This is a genomic window from Pseudalkalibacillus sp. R45 (assembly GCF_052246725.1).
Classification (GTDB): Bacteria; Bacillota; Bacilli; order Bacillales; family Fictibacillaceae; genus Pseudalkalibacillus.
In genome coordinates this window covers 1-19,416 of record NZ_JBQQCL010000017.1, presented here as the reverse complement: position 1 = coordinate 19,416, position 19,416 = coordinate 1, and the positions used below count along the sequence as shown (strand labels likewise).

Sequence of the window (19,416 nt, the reverse complement as noted above, 5' to 3'; positions counted from 1 at the left end):
TCAATTAAACCTGAAAGAAATCAACAGTATTATTTAACAAAACCTAAAAATAAGCTAGTAATAGACTGTATGAAAATGGAGGGCGCGTTATTATGAAGAATATCTTGATTACTGGAGTGGCTGGTGAGCTTGGAATGCTTCTTTGTAACGAATTTTTAAATGATGAGATTGATGTATATGGGATTGATCATCTAGATAGGGAAGGACATGTCGGCCTCGATCTAATCGGGAGGAATGCCTTATTCCATTTCTATAACTTGCCGATCCAAGAGGTTGATTGGGATGATATTGAACAGCCAAAGACTATCTTCCACCTCGCTCAAACTTCGCCAAAGACGAACCAGTTATCGGAGTTGAAAAAAATCCTGCAAAACCAACAAAAAAATATGAGAAAGGTCATTCAATATGCAGCAGAGCAAAATAGTAAAATCATCCTTATTTCTACAACCGATGTATATGGAAATTGCAGACCTCCATATCCAGCCGATCGAACACCACAGCCAAACAGCTTGTATGGCACATTGATGTGGACGGAGGAAACGTACTTTACTGAAACAGCTAAAGCCTTTGATGTCAATTATCATATTATGAGGATTCCCAGGGTATCTGGCTGCAGAAATTCCATTGAAGAAAGGTGTTTTACGGTGGATAAACTGGAAAAAGCAGGAGTTTCGGACCAGAATAGAGAAATCAGTAGTGCCTTTACAATAACGAAAGAGAAGTTTATCATTTCTTGTAATCAACTTATGAAGGGAGAACAATCCGATAAAATTATTACCCTATACGAATAAAGATGACAACGTTTTTTTCATGCCGGACCGTTTGTAGAGTGATTTAGTACTCTTGTAATATTTCGAAATCATATGTATCGTTTATACTAGTAATAGTAATAATGTCTTGGCAGTAAAGAGGAGAGGAAAAAAGAATGGCAAAAATCATCCCTTTCCTGATTGCAATTTCCCTTCTATCTCTTTCAGGGTGTCAGCAAGCACTGAATACCGGAGAGTTAGAGAGCGTTGGACTTTTGATTGAAGATACCATTACCGATAAAGGGTGGGGTACGAAAGGTTATAAGGGCTTACTTCAAATTCAAGAAAAACTCGGTAAGGAAGTATATTATCGTGAAGAAGTTAAATCAAAAGCACAAGTTCTATCAGCAGTCAGAGAATTTCAGAAAAATGATGTGAATCTTGTATTTGGCCATGGAAAGTTATATGCACCTTTATTCATGGAAATTAAATCGGAATTTCCCGATATGCATTTCGTTAGCTTTAATGGAAAAGTAAGCGGTGAGGGAATAACGAGTATACATTTCGATTCGTATGCCATGGGTTATTTTGCAGGGGTGATCTCTGGTGCGATGACTGAATCCGGTCAAATCGGTATGATCGCAGCTTTTCCCTGGCAGCCTGAAGTAACAGGATTCCACGAAGGTGCCAGCGTTTATAATGAAAACGTAGAAACACATATTGAATTTGTCGAAGACTGGGAGGATACGAATAGAGCTTTCAACATTTTAAGGGAAATGACAGGACAAGGTGTCGACGTCTTTTATCCTGCAGGTGATGGATATACCGTACCAGTGATCGAACGGATCAAGGAGCAAGGTAATTATGCAATCGGTTTTATCTCTGATATGGCCGATCTAGGTGAACAAACCGTTTTGACAAGTACAGTCCAACATGTCGATCGTCTCTATGTCAGGATTGCTAAGAAGTATGACGAGGGAGAGCTCCGGAATGGAAATATCCATTATGATTTCCAGGAGGATGTGATATCACTCGCGCCTTTCAGTGATGAAGTGCCGAATGGCCTTCAAGATAAGATAAACACATTAGTTAAGGAATATAAAGAAACTGGCAAACTCCCACAACCATAATTTCATTGGAGGATAAACCTTATGAATCAAGAGAGAAATATGAAGTTCATGCAAATTGCGATGACGCATTTACCTGAAGCGAAACAGATGATGGAAGATAAAGGTATACAATTATCAATGGAAGACATCCAACCTTTACTTAACATGCTGATGAATGTGATGAATGACGCATATGAGCTAGGAAGAACAGAAGCCGCATCTGAAGAAGAGTAAGAATCGTTCAGCCATACTTAATACATAGGAAACAAAATACATAACCTGTGGGACCTTCAGCATGAAAATTGCAGAAGGTCTTTTATAATGTATATTTATTTTAGGAATTTCTTGTAGGGTCCGAAGACGGTGCACCTTCAGACAGGAACACCGGAAATGAGCGCGAAGGTGTCCGAAGATGGTGCAACTTCAGACAGGAACACAATAAAAACCATCGTGCTGTCACCTTCACTAAATGTTTCCGGATTTATCAAAGTGCGAATTTTTCCATCATTAACACATCCATCGTATAAAAACCAATGATAATAACTAGACAATATAGAAATATTGGATTAAAATTAGTACCAAGTCATAATATAAGATACTAAGAAAAGTCATACAAAAAGGGGTAATAAAATGAATGCAGGCGTAATCGGAATTGGCAGATATGTCCCGGAACGTGTGATGACCAATGCAGACCTTGAAAAGATCGTCGATACATCTGATGAATGGATCCGTACAAGAACTGGAATCGAAGAAAGAAGAATAGCAGATAATGATATGGATACATCCCATATGGCAGAAAGAGCTGGAAAGGAAGCGTTGGCAGATGCTGGTCTGGACGCAGCGGATATTGATTTGATTCTAGTCGCTACAGTAACTGGTGATTATGGATTCCCTTCTGTAGCTTGTCTAATCCAAGAAAGGCTTGGAGCACATAATGCAGTAGCTATGGATATCAGTGCAGCATGTGCCGGGTTCATTTATGGTATGATAACGGCAAAGCAATATATTGATACTGATACTTATAAAAACGTACTTGTCATCGGTGTTGAAAAGTTATCAAAAATAACGGATTGGGAAGATCGGAATACCGCTGTCTTATTTGGGGATGGGGCAGGGGCAGCAGTCATTGCACCCGTATCTGATGAGAAGGGTATTTTATCGTTCGATATGGGCTCAGATGGTTCTGGAGCAAAACATTTATTTCAAAACGGCGATCACCTCTATATGAATGGACGTGAGGTATTCAAGTTCGCTGTCAGACAAATGCCTGAATCCTCCATGAAAGTCGTTCAAAAAGCTGGACTACAAAAAGAGGACGTAGACTTTTTAATCCCACATCAAGCGAATATCCGCATTATGGAAGCTGCACGGGAACGACTTGGTTTACCTCAAGAAAAAATGGCCTCCACTGTCGCAAAGTTTGGAAACACATCATCCTCTTCAATTCCGATTGCCTTGGTCGAAGCTAGGGAAACAGGTAAGATAAAAGATGGAGATGTACTTGTACTCGTAGGTTTTGGCGGAGGATTGACCTGGGGTGCAGTAGCGTTAAGATGGGGAAAATAGTTTTTTAAGGAGCTGAATTAGACTATGAATAAACGAGTTGTCATTACAGGACTGGGTACAGTCTCTCCACTCGGAAATGATACTGAGACGACTTGGACGAATATTATCAATGGAAAGTCAGGAATTGGTGAACTGACAAGAAGAGACAAGGATCAATTCCCTGCAAAAGTAGCTGGGGAAGCGACTGAGTTCGACCCTGCACAATACATGGATAAAAAAGATGCACGGAAGATGGACCGCTTTACTCAATTTGCTATTGCAGCTACGCAGATGGCTGTAAAAGATGCTGATTTAACCATCACAGATGATAATGCAGATCGAGTAGGCGTGTGGATCGGTTCTGGAATCGGCGGGATGGAAACCTATGAACAGCAATTCCAGGTTTTCATGGAAAAAGGGCAACGCCGTGTCAGTCCTTTCTTCGTGCCGATGATGATCCCGGATATGGCTTCAGGTCAGGTATCAATCATGCTCGGTGCAAAAGGAATCAATTCATGTACGGTTACGGCTTGTGCATCGGGAGCGAATTCCATCGGAGATGCGTTTAAAGCGATTCAACGTGGCGATGCCGATGTAATGATCACCGGCGGGACAGAAGCGCCTATCACAAGCATGGCCCTGGCTGGATTCTCATCTGCTAAAGCATTATCTTTCAATACGGATCCTTCCTCTGCTAGCCGTCCATTTGATGCAAACCGTGATGGTTTCGTAATGGGTGAAGGTGCTGGCATACTAGTACTTGAATCGTTGGAATCAGCTCAAAAACGCGGAGCTAGAATTTATGCAGAGATTGTAGGATATGGTGCAACGGGTGATGCCTACCATATTACTGCTCCTGCTCCAGGAGGAGAAGGAGGCGTACGTGCGATGAACATCGCTTTGCAGGATGCAGGGATGTCTCCTAGTGAAGTCGATTATTTGAACGCCCATGGTACAAGCACTGATTTTAATGATAAATATGAAACAATGGCGATCAAATCGGTATTCGGTGATTACGCGCAAAAGCTTGCGATCAGTTCAACGAAATCAATGACAGGGCATTTGTTAGGTGCTGCAGGCGGGCTTGAAGCGGTGCTATCAATCAAAGCGATTGAAAACAATATCATGCCACCGACCATCAATTACGAAACGCCTGATCCTGAATGTGATTTGGACTATATACCGAATGAAGCAAGAAAAGCTGAGGTCAATGCAGTCATGAGTAACTCCTTAGGTTTTGGAGGACATAACGTAGCGCTATTATTCAAACGATATACGGATTAATAAGTATATAATGCAAAGCTGATAGGATTCGCATCCTATCAGCTTTTTTACATTTAAAGAAAGTATAAATACTTTCTTCAATGTAAGAGCAACTAAGGCTCAGCCTGCGCCAAGGCTTGGCTTTGCCAAGTTTTCTTTAGAGCTTGAATTTATGTAAGGTTTTTGTGCACACATTATAATAGTAGAAACTTAGCAATGAATAGTTGTCATAACCTGACTACATGTCCCATATAGTGAATTAACATATGTATACAAGCACTCTAATGGGAGATGAGGGCTTTGATTTTTCGACTATTCTTACTGTTATTAGGATTCAGCTTTGCTGTTTCAGGCGGGGTAAGCTTGATCGCCTTTTTAAATTTGATCACAACCGGCCATGGATTTGTTAATTATTTGGCCTTCATCCTAACGAGAGTTGAGTCCATTTTATTCATAGTCGGTTTGCTGTTGGTGTGGGGTAGTATCTATTTACCTTCCTTTCATAATAAAAACGATGAAAATTGACGAAAATGTACAATTGTCGACTAAAAAAAGTGTGATAAAAGAATAAATTTGTAGCCCTCTGACTATACTGATTTTAACAAAACAGTAAATCCTGTAAAGTGAGGGGTATACATGTTGTACTTAAGAGACGTATGGGTAAACTGGTTCGAAGGCGAAGAGAACGGTTATAATGTTTGTGAATTCCATGAATGGCGGAAGGAAGACTTCATCGAGCTTCTCGATCAAGTTCCGATCATCAAGATGGAATCACCTCTGTTAAACTACATAGAAAATGACTTGAGTGAATTACCTGAGGAACTGTTACGTGAGGTGCAAAACAAGAGTTATATCCGCAAAAACAACCAGAGAGAACAAATCGAGTATTGCATGATTGCGACGGACGGAAAGAAATGTCTTGTTGTAGATACGATGGGATATAAAATTCCGATCCGTAAAAGCAGGATGATTCCGCGTCAAGAACAATTGGTATATGAAATGGCTGAAGATTTGGATCCAAAGAAATACACATTCGATTCTACAAATGAACAAAAAAAGGAATACCATATCCTATCCCCAGACCCTAATGACATGAAAGGTCTGACACGTCGCGAACGACAGTTGAAACAATTGTTATTCATGGCCCTTGACCAGATGTATACGAGCGGCAACACAGCTGAAGCCAGATATTGGTACACAGAATGGATACCGGAAAAGTATACAGACATCCAGATGATGAGTTTTGATGAAGCATGGAGAGCACTCTATAATGAAGTATGTCAGGGGTGGACATCAAAGCATCAGTCGATCTGTGAACGGCTGATAAAAGGACAACCTTACTTTGAAAAAATATGGGAATTAGAAAAAGGAACACATGTAAACCAACAGAGGAGCTGACACTGATCAGCTCTTTTTACGTTTAGCGGCGTTGGTTGAAGGGAACTGTCAGATGTACATTTAACTACAAGGAGGTATATCATGTCTAAAAGAATCCTTATGATTGTAACGAATGCAGATAAAATAAATGATGAAAAGGAAACCGGTTTATGGTTAGAGGAATTTGCTGTACCATATAACCTTTTTAAAAATCAAGGGTATGACATAACGGTCAAGAGTCCAAAAGGTGGTCAGATTCCACTTGATCCAAATAGTATTCCTGAAGAAGAGAAGCAGGAATTCGCTGAGGCGAAGGACAAATTGACTCAAACCGATAAGCTATCTGAAAGTGACCTGAATGAAGATTATCACGGCGTGTTTTTACCAGGTGGACATGGTACGATGTTCGACTTTCCAGATAATGAATTAATGCAAAAAATTATCGGCCAAATGGCTGATGAAAGTAAAGTGATTGGAGCGGTTTGCCACGGACCATCAGGGTTAGTCAATGTTACTTACCAGGATGGTACCCCATTGGTAAAAGGGAAGAAGGTCAACGGTTTTACCGATGAAGAAGAAAAAGAAATGCAACTGGTTGAAGAAATGCCCTTTTTACTTGAAACAACACTTAGAGAAAAGGGTGGAGAGTTCGTCCGCGGAGATAAATGGAATGATTTTTCAGTCAGAGATGGCAACCTCGTAACTGGGCAAAACCCAATGTCAAGTGAAAGTACAGCTCAAAAAATGATTGAAGCATTGAATGAATAAAGAAAAGGCTTGGCAAAGTGGGTAGTTATAGTTCTTTTCTATGAATGTTTTCGCAAACTTTGTTGCTCTTGCACTTAAAGAAAGTATAAAATACTTTCTTCAGTATAAGGGCAACTAAGGCTCGACCTACAAAAGGCTTGGTCTCGCCAAGTTTTCTTTAAAAGTCGTTGACTTCCGCTCCAGGATGCTCGCTTTCCACGGGGTGTGCGGTAAGACCACTCGTCGCCTTGCGACCTCAGGAGTCTCCTTTTCAAGGAAGCCTTTGTGCTCCTGCGTCTACAAGAAAGTCCTGTCGAAGCGAGCTTCCTCGTCGCATGCCTTGCGAGGAGATTATTCAGGTAGTAGGCACGCTGATCCCGTAGGACAAGGACAAGGTAAGATTCGGCAGCGTTTCATCGCACGAAGAAAATGCGATTTTCATTTTCGAGGAGTCTCGCACCTTGCTCTCCAATCAACTAGCACAAGGTGAGTTTTTAAAAATGACTCACAAGCAACAATCTTTTAGAAAAGAGCCTTTTCTATAAATCAAATAAAGCAAAGGGATGATCGCAACGATCATCCCTTTTATCACTTCTTTTTCCTTTTACGTTCTAAGCCCATTGCCCTTTCAGCTTTCGCGAGCATTTTGTTGGCTACGAATGCAGCTTTCTCTGCACCTTTGTCAAGGATGTCATCGAGTTCATCGGAATCAAGTAATTGATAGTAACGGTCCTGGATAGGCTTGAGTTGGCCGATTACTGCTTCCGCAACACCTTCTTTAAAGTCTCCATAGCCTTTTCCTTCATACTCTGCCTCTACTTGTTCTATTGATTTTCCAGAACAGAGTGAATAGATTGTGAGCAAGTTTGCGACACCAGGTTTATTTTCCTTGTCATATTTTACAGTTGCATCTGAATCCGTTGTCGCTCGCATGATTTTTTTGCGGATTATCTTTTCATCATCAAGCATAGAAATGAAACCACTCGAATTCTCATCAGATTTGCTCATTTTTTTCGTTGGATCTCCGAGATCCATGATTCTTGCGCCAACTTTAGGGATATGCACCTCTGGTATGGTGAAGATGTCATTATATTGTTTATTGAATCGTTCAGCTAAATCCCTGGTTAATTCAAGGTGCTGTTTCTGATCGTCTCCGACAGGTACGATGTCCGTCCCATACAACAGGATATCCGCCGCCATCAAAGGAGGATAGGTAAGGAGTCCTGAAGAAACACCAACCCGATTCTGCGATTTGTCCTTGAATTGCGTCATCCTTTCAAGTTCTCCAATATAGGAGATACATTGCATGATCCATCCCATTTTCGTGTGGGCAGGGACCTCGGATTGGATGAATAAAGTTGATTTGTCCGAATCAATTCCACTAGCGAGATATAACGCAGCTAATTTCCTGGAGTTATCTCTAAGTTCCAGTTTATCTTGGGGGACTGTGATAGCGTGTTGATTCACCACGCAAAAATAACAATCATGCTCCTCTTGATAGGTTACAAAATGTTTCAATGCGCCGAGATAGTTCCCAAGTGTCGGGATTCCTGTCGGCTTTACACCAGAAAAGATTGTTGCCATGAATAATCACTCCTTAATATTTGTGAAAAAAATAAAAAACGCGACACAACCGTCCATTATGGGACGATTGCACCGCGTTGCCACCCAGAATTATTCATAAAGAATCACTCAGATCTCTGCGTATAGACATTAGCCTATAGTACAGAGTGCCCTGGATAACGTCAGGACATTACGTCAAAGCCTACTCCAAAATGTTTCGGTTTGATAGCTCAGAAGCCCATTCCACTGATGACCTTGTCTGTTCACACCAACCACAGACTCTCTTAAAAGGGGAATTCAGTGTACTCTTCTTCTTCATCGCAAGAACAAATTTTATTATCGATAGTATATACAATCGGAATTCGATTTGCAATATCATATGGCAAAAGAAATCAATACAGTTGTCAAAAATCCGAGCAATCCCGTAAGCAGCAATGGTTCTGAAAAGGTGTATTCAAACGCTTCTGATGGTAATTGCATATTTTCGACGTCATCCATGATTTCTCCCATTTTCGTACCTTTCTTCATGAACTTTCTGAAACTCATCGTGAATGCATCGAAGAATCCGCCCCTTGTAACGAACATAAGTCCACCTAGCATGATGTAGAGCATCGAAATCAGGAAAACAGAGTTTATGAATGTTACAACTGTAATGTTGTCGTAGTAAAAATACATAAAACCAGTACCTATTACGAGTAAAATTGCTAATAAATATGTTGATCGTCTAATCAATTGCATTATGTCACCTCGTATTGATGATACACGATAGGTGTTTATCGTAGCAATACCTTTACATCGTTAAACCCCGTGTAATATGTCAGAACATTTGATAATAAATGACAATTGCATATTCCATTCATTTCAGTTAACGAAAAATACCATTACATCAGCTCTTTGGTGTATTTTCTATGCAAAAACTTCTATTTTCAAGCACTCCCTACCCAAAAATACCGAATTTTAAAGTAGGTATAAAGTCCTAATTATTGTTATCAAACCGTAATGAACATAGGGTTTTTGTAAAATATATTAAAAAAGTGCATGCAAAATTTTGTGAAAACTTGTATAATACAAAATGTGAACGGAATTCCTTAAAAAATCTGACATTTTCTGAGGACAACGTTCGCATAATTTCACCAATATTTAGGGGAGGTCATTAAGACATGAGAAAGTCAAAATGGTCATTGCTTTTAACACTAACATTAGTGTTGAGCATGTTCCTTGCTGCATGTAGCGGCGGCGGCGGAAATAACGCTGACGGCGAAAAAGACAGCAAGGATGGAAAAGATAGCGGTAACAAAGATGTACCTCAAGTATTGAACATACTTGAATCTGCAGAGATCCCGACTATGGACTCTGTAATGGGAACTGACGCTGTAGCGTTCCAAGTTATGGCAGAGACAATGGAAGGTCTTATGCGTCTTGGAGAAAACGGTGAGCCTGTAGAAGGTATGGCTGAGAGCCACGAAATGAGTGAGGATGGTAAGACTTATACTTTCAAACTTCGTGACGCTCAATGGTCTAATGGCACGCCTGTAACTGCTAACGACTTCGTTTACTCTTGGAGAAAAGCTGTAAATCCTGATACAGGATCTCAGTACAACTTCATTCTAGGCGACGTTAAAAACGCTAACGCTATCATGGCTGGCGAAATGAAGCCAGAAGAGCTTGGTGTAGAAGCAGTTGACGAGAAAACATTGAAAGTTGAGCTTGAGCAAGCTGTTCCTTACTTCCTAAGCTTGACTACATTCGCAACATTCTTGCCACAAAACGAAGAATTCGTTGAAGAGCAAGGCGATCAATATGCGCTTGAAGATGACAATCTTATCTATAATGGCCCATTCACACTTACTGAATGGAAACATGAAGAAGGTTGGGTACTTAAGAAAAATCCTGATTACTGGGATGCTGAAACTGTAAAGTTAGAACAAATCAACGTTAAAGTTGTTAAAGATACTGCTACTGGAGTCAACCTTTACGAAACTGGTAAAGTCGATCGTGTAGGTCTTTCTTCAGAATATGTAAACAAGTACAAAGAGCATGACCATTATAAGACATTCCAAGAGCCGGTAATGTTCTATCTTAAGATGAACCAAGAACGTGAAGATCTTGCAAATGTTGATATCCGTAAAGCGATCCAAATGGCGATCAACAAGGAAGACCTTGTAAACGTCATCTTGAACAACGGATCACTTGCTGCAAATTACTTCGTTCCAAAAGGATTCGTGTCTCACCCAGAATCTGGTGAAGACTTCCGTGAAATGAACGGGGACCTAGTAACTCATGATGTTGAAAAAGCACAAGAACATTGGGAAAAAGGTTTAGAAGCACTTGGCAAGGAAGAGATCACTTTAGAAATCCTTGGTGGAGACTCTGAAGTTGCTAAGAAAATGGATGAATACATGAAGAACCAACTTGAAACGAACCTACCTGGTTTGAAGATCGAGTTGAAAGGTGTACCATTCCAACAACGTCTAGAACTTGATGAGAAAATGGAATACGACCTGCAAAACGGTGGTTGGGGTCCTGACTATCAAGACGCTATGACATTCATCGACATGTGGGTGACTGATGGCGGTCATAACAAGACTGGATTCTCTAATGAAGAGTATGACAAGCTTGTCAAAGACGCTAAGACTACATTGACTACTGAACCTGCGAAGCGTTTTGAAGCAATGTTAGAAGCTGAAAAGATCTTGATTGAAGAAGAAGCAGTACTTGCACCACTTTATCAACGTGCACGTGCGCAACTTTGGCAGCCATACGTGAAGAACGTATACACAAACTCATTTGGGCCTGACTACAGCTATAAGTGGGCTTACATCGAAAAGTAAGATCAACTTTAAACTTTAGTCAGTAAAGGGAGAGTATCAGGAGAGTATATGTCGCCTGAATGACGTATACTCTCTTTTTCCCTGTTATCGGATAGTTTTCAGAAAATAACGAAATAAACTTCTTCAACAGACAAATAGGCATACATGGAGGTGGAAGAGGATGAAAGGGTATATTATTAAGCGTGTGATCTTTATGTTTATCACCCTGTTCCTCATTGCTTCAGCCACTTTCTTCTTAATGAAGATCATGCCGGGTACACCTTTAAGTAACGCGGCAAAGCTAACGGCTGAGCAAGAAGCGATTGTTCTTGAAAAGTACGGACTTAATGACCCCGTCCCTGTTCAATATGTTAAATATATGGCAAATGTAGTAACTGGAGATTTAGGGATCTCATTTCAATATGAAGGCAGAGATGTAATGGGTTTGATCATGAATCGTATTGGTCCATCCGCCCAGCTTGGGCTTCAATCAATCATATTCGGGGCAATATTCGGTATCTTACTTGGTATCATTTCTGCAATCCGCTATAACACGATTTGGGATTATGGTGCGACATTCATCGCTGTAATCGGTAAGTCGATTCCTAGTTTTGTATTCGCAGCGCTACTACAATATTATGTCGGTGTAAAACTACAATGGTTCCCTGTTGCATTCTGGGAAGGATGGGAATATTCAATAATGCCAACGTTTGCATTATCGGTGTTCGTAATCGCAGTTGCAGCACGATTTACACGAACCGAAATGCTTGAGGTCATGAATCAGGACTTTATCACGACTGCAAGAGCAAAGGGTGTAAGTGGTTTTGCTGTTGTATTCAAGCATGGTATCCGTAATGCGATGATTCCATTGATCACAATTTTAGGACCACTTGCAGTTGGATTGATGACTGGTACATTGGTCGTTGAACAAATCTTTGCAGTACCTGGACTAGGAGAGCAGTTTGTCCGTTCTATCCAAACAAATGATTATCCTGTCATTATGGGAACCACATTGTTCTTCTCATTCTTTTTGATCCTTGTAATACTGATTGTTGATATCCTTTATGGAGTCATTGATCCACGGATCCGTTTAGCAGGGGGGAAAGATTGATGAGCAAACGTGAAAATTATGTAAATGACGAGCTTTTCCAACCTGCTAATATCAGCAGTGAAAAAAGCGAAAAAATAGCTGGTCCAAGTTTGAGCTTCTGGCAAGATGCCTGGATGAGACTGAAGAAAAATAAATCTGCCATTGTAGGTTGTATCATTCTACTTGCTCTGTCTATCCTTGCAATTTTCGGACCTATGATGAATGATTTTGGATTTGATGATCAGAAACTGACTCGTGCAAACCTTCCTGCTAAAGTTCCTGGGCTTGAAAATCTGGGAATTATGGATGGAACAGATGACATGGGCAATGATATGTATGAAATGAAGGGCATAGAAGAAGGAACGTATTTCTGGTTCGGTACAGATGGACTTGGACGCGACCTGTGGACACGTGTATGGCAAGGTACTCGTATATCCTTATATATCGCTTTATTGGCGGCTGCGATCGATATGGTGATCGGGGTTATCTATGGCGGAATCTCAGCATATTACGGAGGTCGTGTCGATAACGTCCTGCAACGTATAGTAGAAATCCTGGTCGGCATTCCAAACCTTGTTGTCGTTATCTTGATGATACTTGTACTCGATCCGGGAATCATTTCGATAACAGTGGCCTTGACGATAACCGGTTGGATTGGAATGTCCAGAATCGTTCGTGGTCAGATGCTGAAGCTGAAAGGTCAAGAATTCGTCTTAGCTTCTAGAACGTTGGGATCATCGGATAACAAAATCATTTCTAAGCATTTGATCCCGAACGTGATGGGTGTCATCATCATCAATACGATGTTTACGATTCCAGCTGCTATCTTCTTCGAAGCATTCTTAAGCTTTATCGGTCTAGGTTTGCAACCACCACTGGCTTCATTAGGAACGTTGATTGAAGAAGGGTATCGTAACATGCAGATTTTCCCTCATATGATGATTTATCCATCAATCATCATCAGTTTGATCATGATTGCATTCAACGTTGTTGCTGATGGTTTACGAGATGCGCTCGATCCGAAAATGAGAGAATAATAGAAGGTGGGTGAAGAGGATGGAACACATTTTAGAAGTGAAGAATTTACATGTATCATTCGACACGTTTGCCGGTGAAGTACAAGCCGTCCGTGGTGTCGATATCAAATTGCAAAAAGGAGAAACCCTGGCGATTGTTGGTGAATCTGGATCAGGTAAATCCGTTACGTCCAAAAGTATTATGCGATTGATCCCTAACCCGCCTGGTAGAATTAAAGAAGGACAAATTCTCTTCCAGGGGAAAGATCTGGCACAATACTCTGAACGTCAAATGCAGAAGATCAGAGGCTCTGAAATTTCTATGATCTTTCAGGATCCAATGACTTCATTGAATCCGACGATGACAGTTGGTAAACAAATCATGGAAGGACTTCGGATCCATCAGCAGATGTCGAAGTCACAAGCGACAGCACGTGCACTTGAACTATTGAAATTAGTTGGAATTCCGAATGCAGAAGCTCGCTTGAAGCAATATCCTCACCAATTTTCTGGTGGGATGAGACAGCGTGTGGTCATCGCGATTGCGCTGGCATGTAATCCGAAAATTTTGATTGCGGATGAACCGACTACTGCACTCGATGTAACAATCCAGGCGCAAATCCTTGACTTAATGAAGGACTTACAAGATAAAACTGGAACTGCAATCATTTTGATCACACATGACCTTGGTGTTGTAGCGAATGCGGCTCAAAGAGTTGCCGTCATGTACGGTGGACAAATTGTTGAGACAGGTACAGTTGATGAAATTTTCTATAAACCAAAGCATCCTTATACTTGGGGACTGTTAGCTTCAATGCCTAAGCTAGGTGCTGCTGGAAGCGAACTTATCGCCATTCCAGGTTCACCTCCTGACTTGAGTGATCCTCCGAAAGGATGTCCTTTTGCGGCGCGTTGTCCGCATGCGATGAAGGTTTGTTTAGAACATATGCCTGATGCTACAGAAGTTTCCGGCACGCATAAGGCTGCTTGCTGGTTATTGGATGAAAGAGCACCTAAAGTTGAAAAGCCTGTAGAGGCATCTGTTGGAGGTGCAAGATAATGGCAACTAGAGAAAAATTGGTAGAAGTAAAGAACCTTAAGAAATATTTCAACATGGGTAAAGGACAAATGTTGAAGGCAGTAGACGATGTTTCATTTGACATTTATAAAGGTGAAACGTTAGGTCTAGTTGGTGAATCCGGTTGTGGTAAATCGACAACTGGAAGAACGATCATCCGTTTGTACGGAGCGACTGATGGTACAGTCACTTTCAACGGTGAAGATGTCCATGGTAAGAAAAATAAAGCGAAGTTGAAAGAGTTCAATAGAAAGATGCAGATGATCTTCCAGGATCCATATGCATCATTGAATCCAAGGATGACTGTAAAAGACATCATTGCTGAAGGTATTGATATCCATGGTCTTGCGAAGACGAAAGAAGAAAGATTGAATCGTGTTCATGAACTTCTTGAAACTGTAGGTCTGAATAAAGAACATGCGAACCGTTATCCCCACGAATTCAGTGGTGGACAACGTCAACGGATCGGGATTGCACGTGCGTTGGCAGTAGATCCGGATTTCATCATTGCGGACGAACCTATCTCAGCTTTGGACGTATCGATTCAAGCGCAGGTAGTCAACTTGATGCAAAAGCTGCAGCGTGAGCGTGGTCTGACATACTTGTTCATTGCGCATGACCTGTCAATGGTTAAGCATATCAGCGACCGTGTCGGAGTTATGTATCTTGGTAACCTTGTAGAGCTTACTGAAAGTGATACGCTGTACAATGAGCCTTTGCATCCATATACGCAAGCTCTATTATCTGCGATTCCTGTTCCAGATCCTGAACTTGAGCGAAGCCGTGAGCGTATCATCCTTGAAGGTGATGTACCATCTCCAGTATCGCCACCTAGCGGATGCCGTTTCCGTACAAGATGTCCTCATGCTATGGACGTCTGTGCGAAAGTGGTTCCAAAGTGGCAGGAAGCACGAGAAGGTCACTATGTAGCTTGTCACCTTTATGATGAAGAATTGAAAGAAAATTAATTTGTTATAAAAACGATCTCCGTAAAGGGAGGTCGTTTTTTATCGCATTTAAAGAAAGTATAAAAATACTATCTTCAATATAAGCGCACAAGCTGGCGGCTTCAGAAGCAATACACCGCACGAAGGAAAAGCACCAATTGCTTTTTCGAGGAACTAATGGCTCAGCCTGCGCCAAAGGCTTGGCTTTACCAGTTTTCTTTATCTAAAATAGTTGTAATTTATATGAAAACACACTACGATAGTATGAGAAACTATGCACAGTATGGCAGGAAATGAGGACGTAGTATGAAAATTGCTTTAGTAGTCGATAGTGCGAGTGATTATTTAGGACAAGAAGAAAACATAGAAATCGTCACCCCTTTGAAAGTCGTTCCGCTAAACGTTAATTTTAAAGGGGAAGACACTTATTTAGATGGTACTACTATTACCCATGAAGAATTTTATAAAAAAATGAGAGATTCAAAAGAGCTGCCTAAAACAAGCCAGCCTGCACCTCAAAAATTCTACGATACGTTCAAAGAATTGCTTTCGGAAGGCAATTCCGTCATTTATCTCGGCATTGCGAGTAATTTAAGTGGTACCTTTCAGAGTGCTAATTTGGCAAAAGAGATGTTTAGTGAAGAAGAGCAAAATAGGCTCCATTTGGTTGATTCAGAAACAGTTTCCGCTGGAGTCATTTATTTGTTGGAATTTGCAGATCAACTTATCCAAAAAGGTCTTGCAATAGAGGAAGTCTATCAAAGAATAGAAGAACGTAAGAAAGATGTGACAGGCATCATTTTACTCGAAACATTGGAAAACTTGAGAAAAGGCGGCCGTATCTCAGCATTACAAGGCAAAGTGGGCAACTTTTTGAATATCAAACCGTTGCTAAAAATAAAAGAAGGAACAGTTGAAACGTTGGAAAACTTCCGGGGAAAGAAAAAAGGGATTAAAAAACTGGCTGAAATGATCCATGAATGGAGGGAGGACCACGAAGAATTATTGATCGTACACAGTTATCCGTCCAAGCAGGTTGTCATTGAGACCTTTAAAGAGCAATTTTCCTTGGATGCCTTCAAAAGGATCCGTTGTATAAAACTAGGGAGTGTTATCGGGACCTACGGGAGTGAAAATTCGATCGGGATCATAATGTATTGAAACAGTTCTGGCAACAGGACTGTTTTTTTATGTGTCCTAAGTTGAAGGAAATCCGGAGTGCTGCGTATAATACATAAGGAAAGTTCGTATATATGAACGAGGAGGATACGCGTTGATTTATTATCAATTTGATCCTGAAACTGATTTGGAACTCCTTAAATCAATTGATCAAAAAGGAAAACTGCCTGATACAATTTCCTCTTCATTGCTCGAGAAACAATTTGATATGAAGGACAACGAGGAAGCGTTTGTATTTTCAAATGATGAAGAGGATACAGGATTTTTATGGCTGAATATTTCTAAAAAACAGATGCTTGAAATCACCTGTCTATTTATGAATGACCATTTTGCCTCTGAAAAGTTTCAAAATAAGTTGATCGACTTTGCGGTAAAAAGAGCGAACTATTTACAGTTGCGCCGAGTGGCTTTTAATAATGAAGTACTGAATGGAAGAACAGAACTTTCCCAGATGAAGGAGGAGCTGGGGTGCATTCGGATGGAATGGAAAAACCCATGGATCGAATGCATTCTTGAATAACGGATCAGCTTGTTTGTTGAAGTGATGTTGGATTTCTGTTTTCATTTAACTTCGAGTTAAGCTTTTTGATCAGCTCGATTGCTTTCTCATATGAAATTTCACGATAATGGTGGAGCCCACCAGGTTCTTCATCTGCTTCGTCAGCCAACCTGACGACTTTCTGTAATGGATTCAATTCTAACGACCCTCCAGGTAGATATGAATCTGTGTGCAAAAGAATGGCTAATGAGATAGCTTTCGCATTTTCACGATCTTCCCCAAGCTCAATCAATAATTTATGTGCTCTTTCAGCACCTTTGATGGCGTGTATATCATTTGCTTTATACTGCTCATAATCCCACTTACCATCCCTGTACCAAGTATAATGACCAATATCATGAAGAAGTGCTGCTTTACAAGCAAGAATAGGATCGACACCATATTGGCCGGACAGCTTATACGCATGGAAACTGGAGGCAATGGCATGCACAACTCCAGATCGTTGTAAATATTTTTGTGTTTTAGGGTGTTCGAATATTTCAAGCAATGTAGGTTGCCGCATGGCTATTCCTCCTTTGTATAAATGCATGGAAATACTGTTTAGCTCAAATGCCCATCACAGTTAGCTAAGGCACCTTTGCTTTTCTAAGTGTATTGTTCAACAATATAGCACGTCTACAACTCCGATTCAAGTGAAAAATTTCAACCATAAGTCATGTATTATATATTTATCGTTAAATTGTCTTAGTAAACATATAATTTTTTTGGGAAAATGATGAAATTTATGTCGAAAGTTACTTTTCATGAAATGATTGGTTTTCTATAATAGTATTTGTAAAGTGATACAACAGGGGGAGGAACAGAAATATGGGGATGATGAAAGTAATCATGTCGATGTTTCTTTTGACGTTTCCGTCTTGGGAAATGGCAGATGAAACACAAGACTATGAAGTAGCATTTCACAAAGGTATTGAGTCACATGTAATGAAAAGGGAACTTCCGGAGCAGCTCCCGAGGTTTGCATATGATTCAGGATTAACATTTCAATATCCAGATGCAGTAAGAGGAATTTATGTAACTGGGCACTCTGCAGGGGGCAGCAGATTTGAGAAGCTCGTATCATTGCTTGATAATACTGAGTTGAATGCAATGGTGGTTGATATCAAGGATGATCATGGGTATATCACGTACATACCAGATGAAGAATCCCCATTACATTCTGCTGGTCAACCGTATATCAAAGACCCGAGAAAAATGTTAGAGTCATTAGAGAAACATGAAATTTATCCAATTGCACGGGTTGTCGTTTTTAAGGATTCCGTTCTTGCAAAACAAAAGCCTGAACTCTCCTTTAAAAATGGTGGAGCGGTTTGGAAGAATGGCCGTGGAGAAGCATTCGTAAATCCATTCATGAAAGAAGTATGGGATTACAACGTACAAGTGGCGATCGAAGCAGCGAAATTGGGATTCCAGGAAATACAGTTTGATTACGTCCGTTTCCCTGAAGGTTTTGAAAAACGGGATAAAACGTTATCGTATAATCAGGGAGAGTATGCAGATCTTGATCTCGATGGCGTTCAAAAGCGAGTGACGGCCGTAACAGAATTTGTGGAATATGCCAAGAAACAACTTGAACCTTATGGCGTTAAAGTGTCTGTAGACATCTTCGGATATACTGCAACTTTACCTGAAGCACCAGGTATCGGTCAAAATTTCTCAAAAATATCGAGTCATGTCGATGTCATTTCATCTATGATTTATCCTAGTCACTGGACCTCGTATTTTGGGATTGCAAAACCAGACTTGGAACCATATCGTCTTGTTACGGAATATGCAAAAATGGAAAATAAGAAGCTGGGAGAACTTGAAAACCCACCGATCTCAAGACCGTGGATACAGGATTTTACGGCTTCATATCTAGGAAGCGGCAATTACATGAATTATGGTAAAGCAGAAGTAGAAGCACAAATCCGGGCACTCAATGAAAATGGTATTAAAGAATTCCTACTATGGGATGCTGGAAACACATACACACCTAATGTAGACTATACACCGTAAAATAGGGAACACATAAAGAAAACTAGACAAAGCATAGTCTTAGAGAAGGCTGAGCTATTGTTACACTGATAGTGAGCAAGTATTTAATACTTCTATAAGTACAAAAAAGACCCAGATGGATCAGTATCCTACTGGGTCTTTTCAGTTTAAAACTTAGGCTCTTTTCTAAAAGATTGTTGCTTTTGAGTTATTTTTAAAAACTTATTTTGTGAAAGTTGATTGGAGAGCAAGGTGCGAGACTCCTCGAAAATGAAACTCACATTTTCTTCGTGCGATGTAACGCTGCCGAAGCTTTCCTTGTCCTGCGGAATCAGCGTGCCTACTACCTGAATAATCTCCTCGCAAGGCATGCGACGAGGAAGCTCGCTTCGACAGGACTTTCTTGT

20 protein-coding genes and 1 other annotated feature are annotated in these 19,416 nt (G+C 40.6%); of the genes, 16 read left to right on the top strand and 4 right to left on the bottom strand.

Going from position 1 to position 19,416, the window contains the following annotated elements; translation table 11 throughout:
* The first annotated feature begins 92 nt into the window (after positions 1-92).
* The 8 genes from ACTWQL_RS20200 (at position 93) to ACTWQL_RS20165 (ending at position 6,811) form a co-directional block, all read left to right on the top strand.
* Positions 93-791, top strand: coding sequence for an NAD-dependent epimerase/dehydratase family protein (locus tag ACTWQL_RS20200; RefSeq protein ID WP_443144210.1), 699 nt, complete (start codon positions 93-95; stop codon positions 789-791).
* 134 nt (positions 792-925) lie between these two features.
* The gene (locus ACTWQL_RS20195) at positions 926-1,879 is read left to right on the top strand and encodes a BMP family ABC transporter substrate-binding protein (RefSeq protein ID WP_443144209.1); all 954 of its coding nucleotides are present in this window, start codon (positions 926-928) and stop codon (positions 1,877-1,879) included.
* Positions 1,880-1,900: 21 nt separating this feature from the next.
* The gene (locus ACTWQL_RS20190; protein ID WP_443144208.1) at positions 1,901-2,092 is read left to right on the top strand and encodes a ComZ family protein; all 192 of its coding nucleotides are present in this window, start codon (positions 1,901-1,903) and stop codon (positions 2,090-2,092) included.
* Between the two features lie 396 nt (positions 2,093-2,488).
* On the top strand, positions 2,489-3,424 hold the full coding sequence (locus tag ACTWQL_RS20185; RefSeq protein ID WP_261132554.1) for a beta-ketoacyl-ACP synthase III: 936 nt from the start codon (positions 2,489-2,491) through the stop codon (positions 3,422-3,424).
* 24 nt (positions 3,425-3,448) lie between these two features.
* Positions 3,449-4,687, top strand: coding sequence for a beta-ketoacyl-ACP synthase II (fabF, locus tag ACTWQL_RS20180; protein WP_443144207.1), 1,239 nt, complete (start codon positions 3,449-3,451; stop codon positions 4,685-4,687).
* Positions 4,688-4,966: 279 nt separating this feature from the next.
* The gene (locus ACTWQL_RS20175) at positions 4,967-5,191 is read left to right on the top strand and encodes a hypothetical protein (RefSeq protein ID WP_314728285.1); all 225 of its coding nucleotides are present in this window, start codon (positions 4,967-4,969) and stop codon (positions 5,189-5,191) included.
* Between the two features lie 111 nt (positions 5,192-5,302).
* A complete protein-coding gene (locus ACTWQL_RS20170) occupies positions 5,303-6,064 on the top strand; it encodes a YjbA family protein (protein ID WP_443144206.1) in 762 nt (253 codons plus the stop codon).
* An 81-nt stretch (positions 6,065-6,145) separates the two neighbouring features.
* Positions 6,146-6,811 (top strand): type 1 glutamine amidotransferase domain-containing protein, encoded by a 666-nt coding sequence (locus ACTWQL_RS20165; protein WP_443144205.1) that lies wholly within the window; start codon positions 6,146-6,148, stop codon positions 6,809-6,811.
* A gap of 567 nt (positions 6,812-7,378) precedes the next feature.
* On the opposite strand, the gene trpS is transcribed toward ACTWQL_RS20165, so the two are convergent.
* Together trpS and ACTWQL_RS20155 are read right to left on the bottom strand one after the other, a co-directional pair.
* On the bottom strand, positions 7,379-8,374 hold the full coding sequence (trpS, locus tag ACTWQL_RS20160; protein WP_443144204.1) for a tryptophan--tRNA ligase: 996 nt from the start codon (positions 8,372-8,374) through the stop codon (positions 7,379-7,381).
* A 56-nt stretch (positions 8,375-8,430) separates the two neighbouring features.
* Positions 8,431-8,681, bottom strand: a binding site (T-box leader).
* Positions 8,682-8,728: 47 nt separating this feature from the next.
* A complete protein-coding gene (locus ACTWQL_RS20155; RefSeq protein ID WP_443144203.1) occupies positions 8,729-9,091 on the bottom strand; it encodes a DUF3899 domain-containing protein in 363 nt (120 codons plus the stop codon).
* Positions 9,092-9,513: 422 nt separating this feature from the next.
* On the opposite strand from ACTWQL_RS20155, the gene ACTWQL_RS20150 reads away from it, so the two are divergent.
* The 7 genes from ACTWQL_RS20150 to ACTWQL_RS20120 all read left to right on the top strand — a co-directional run bounded on the left by ACTWQL_RS20150 (position 9,514) and on the right by ACTWQL_RS20120 (position 16,993).
* Positions 9,514-11,184, top strand: coding sequence for a peptide ABC transporter substrate-binding protein (locus ACTWQL_RS20150; protein WP_443144202.1), 1,671 nt, complete (start codon positions 9,514-9,516; stop codon positions 11,182-11,184).
* Positions 11,185-11,344: 160 nt separating this feature from the next.
* On the top strand, positions 11,345-12,274 hold the full coding sequence (gene opp3b / locus ACTWQL_RS20145; protein ID WP_443144201.1) for an oligopeptide ABC transporter permease: 930 nt from the start codon (positions 11,345-11,347) through the stop codon (positions 12,272-12,274).
* Positions 12,274-13,290, top strand: a complete 1,017-nt coding sequence (opp3C, locus tag ACTWQL_RS20140; protein WP_443144200.1) for an oligopeptide ABC transporter permease — start codon at positions 12,274-12,276, stop codon at positions 13,288-13,290. The genes opp3b and opp3C overlap by 1 nt, the downstream gene beginning before the upstream one ends.
* Before the next feature lie 19 nt (positions 13,291-13,309).
* A complete protein-coding gene (locus tag ACTWQL_RS20135; RefSeq protein ID WP_443144199.1) occupies positions 13,310-14,329 on the top strand; it encodes an ABC transporter ATP-binding protein in 1,020 nt (339 codons plus the stop codon).
* Positions 14,329-15,315: an ABC transporter ATP-binding protein gene (locus ACTWQL_RS20130; RefSeq protein WP_443144198.1), complete on the top strand. Its 987-nt coding sequence runs from the start codon at positions 14,329-14,331 to the stop codon at positions 15,313-15,315. The genes ACTWQL_RS20135 and ACTWQL_RS20130 overlap by 1 nt, the downstream gene beginning before the upstream one ends.
* 285 nt (positions 15,316-15,600) lie before the next feature.
* Complete coding sequence (locus ACTWQL_RS20125; protein ID WP_443144197.1) at positions 15,601-16,455, top strand: DegV family protein; 855 nt, start codon at positions 15,601-15,603, stop codon at positions 16,453-16,455.
* Positions 16,456-16,567: 112 nt separating this feature from the next.
* Positions 16,568-16,993, top strand: coding sequence for a hypothetical protein (locus tag ACTWQL_RS20120; RefSeq protein WP_443144196.1), 426 nt, complete (start codon positions 16,568-16,570; stop codon positions 16,991-16,993).
* Positions 16,994-16,997: 4 nt separating this feature from the next.
* Here ACTWQL_RS20120 and ACTWQL_RS20115 read toward each other — a convergent pair whose 3' ends face one another.
* A complete protein-coding gene (locus ACTWQL_RS20115; RefSeq protein ID WP_443144195.1) occupies positions 16,998-17,534 on the bottom strand; it encodes an HD domain-containing protein in 537 nt (178 codons plus the stop codon).
* Between the two features lie 305 nt (positions 17,535-17,839).
* Here ACTWQL_RS20115 and ACTWQL_RS20110 point away from each other — a divergent pair, with 305 nt between their 5' ends.
* Positions 17,840-19,030, top strand: a complete 1,191-nt coding sequence (locus ACTWQL_RS20110) for a putative glycoside hydrolase (RefSeq protein WP_443144194.1) — start codon at positions 17,840-17,842, stop codon at positions 19,028-19,030.
* 146 nt (positions 19,031-19,176) lie between these two features.
* On the opposite strand, the gene ACTWQL_RS20105 is transcribed toward ACTWQL_RS20110, so the two are convergent.
* A complete protein-coding gene (locus ACTWQL_RS20105; protein ID WP_443144193.1) occupies positions 19,177-19,380 on the bottom strand; it encodes a hypothetical protein in 204 nt (67 codons plus the stop codon).
* Positions 19,381-19,416: the final 36 nt, after the last annotated feature.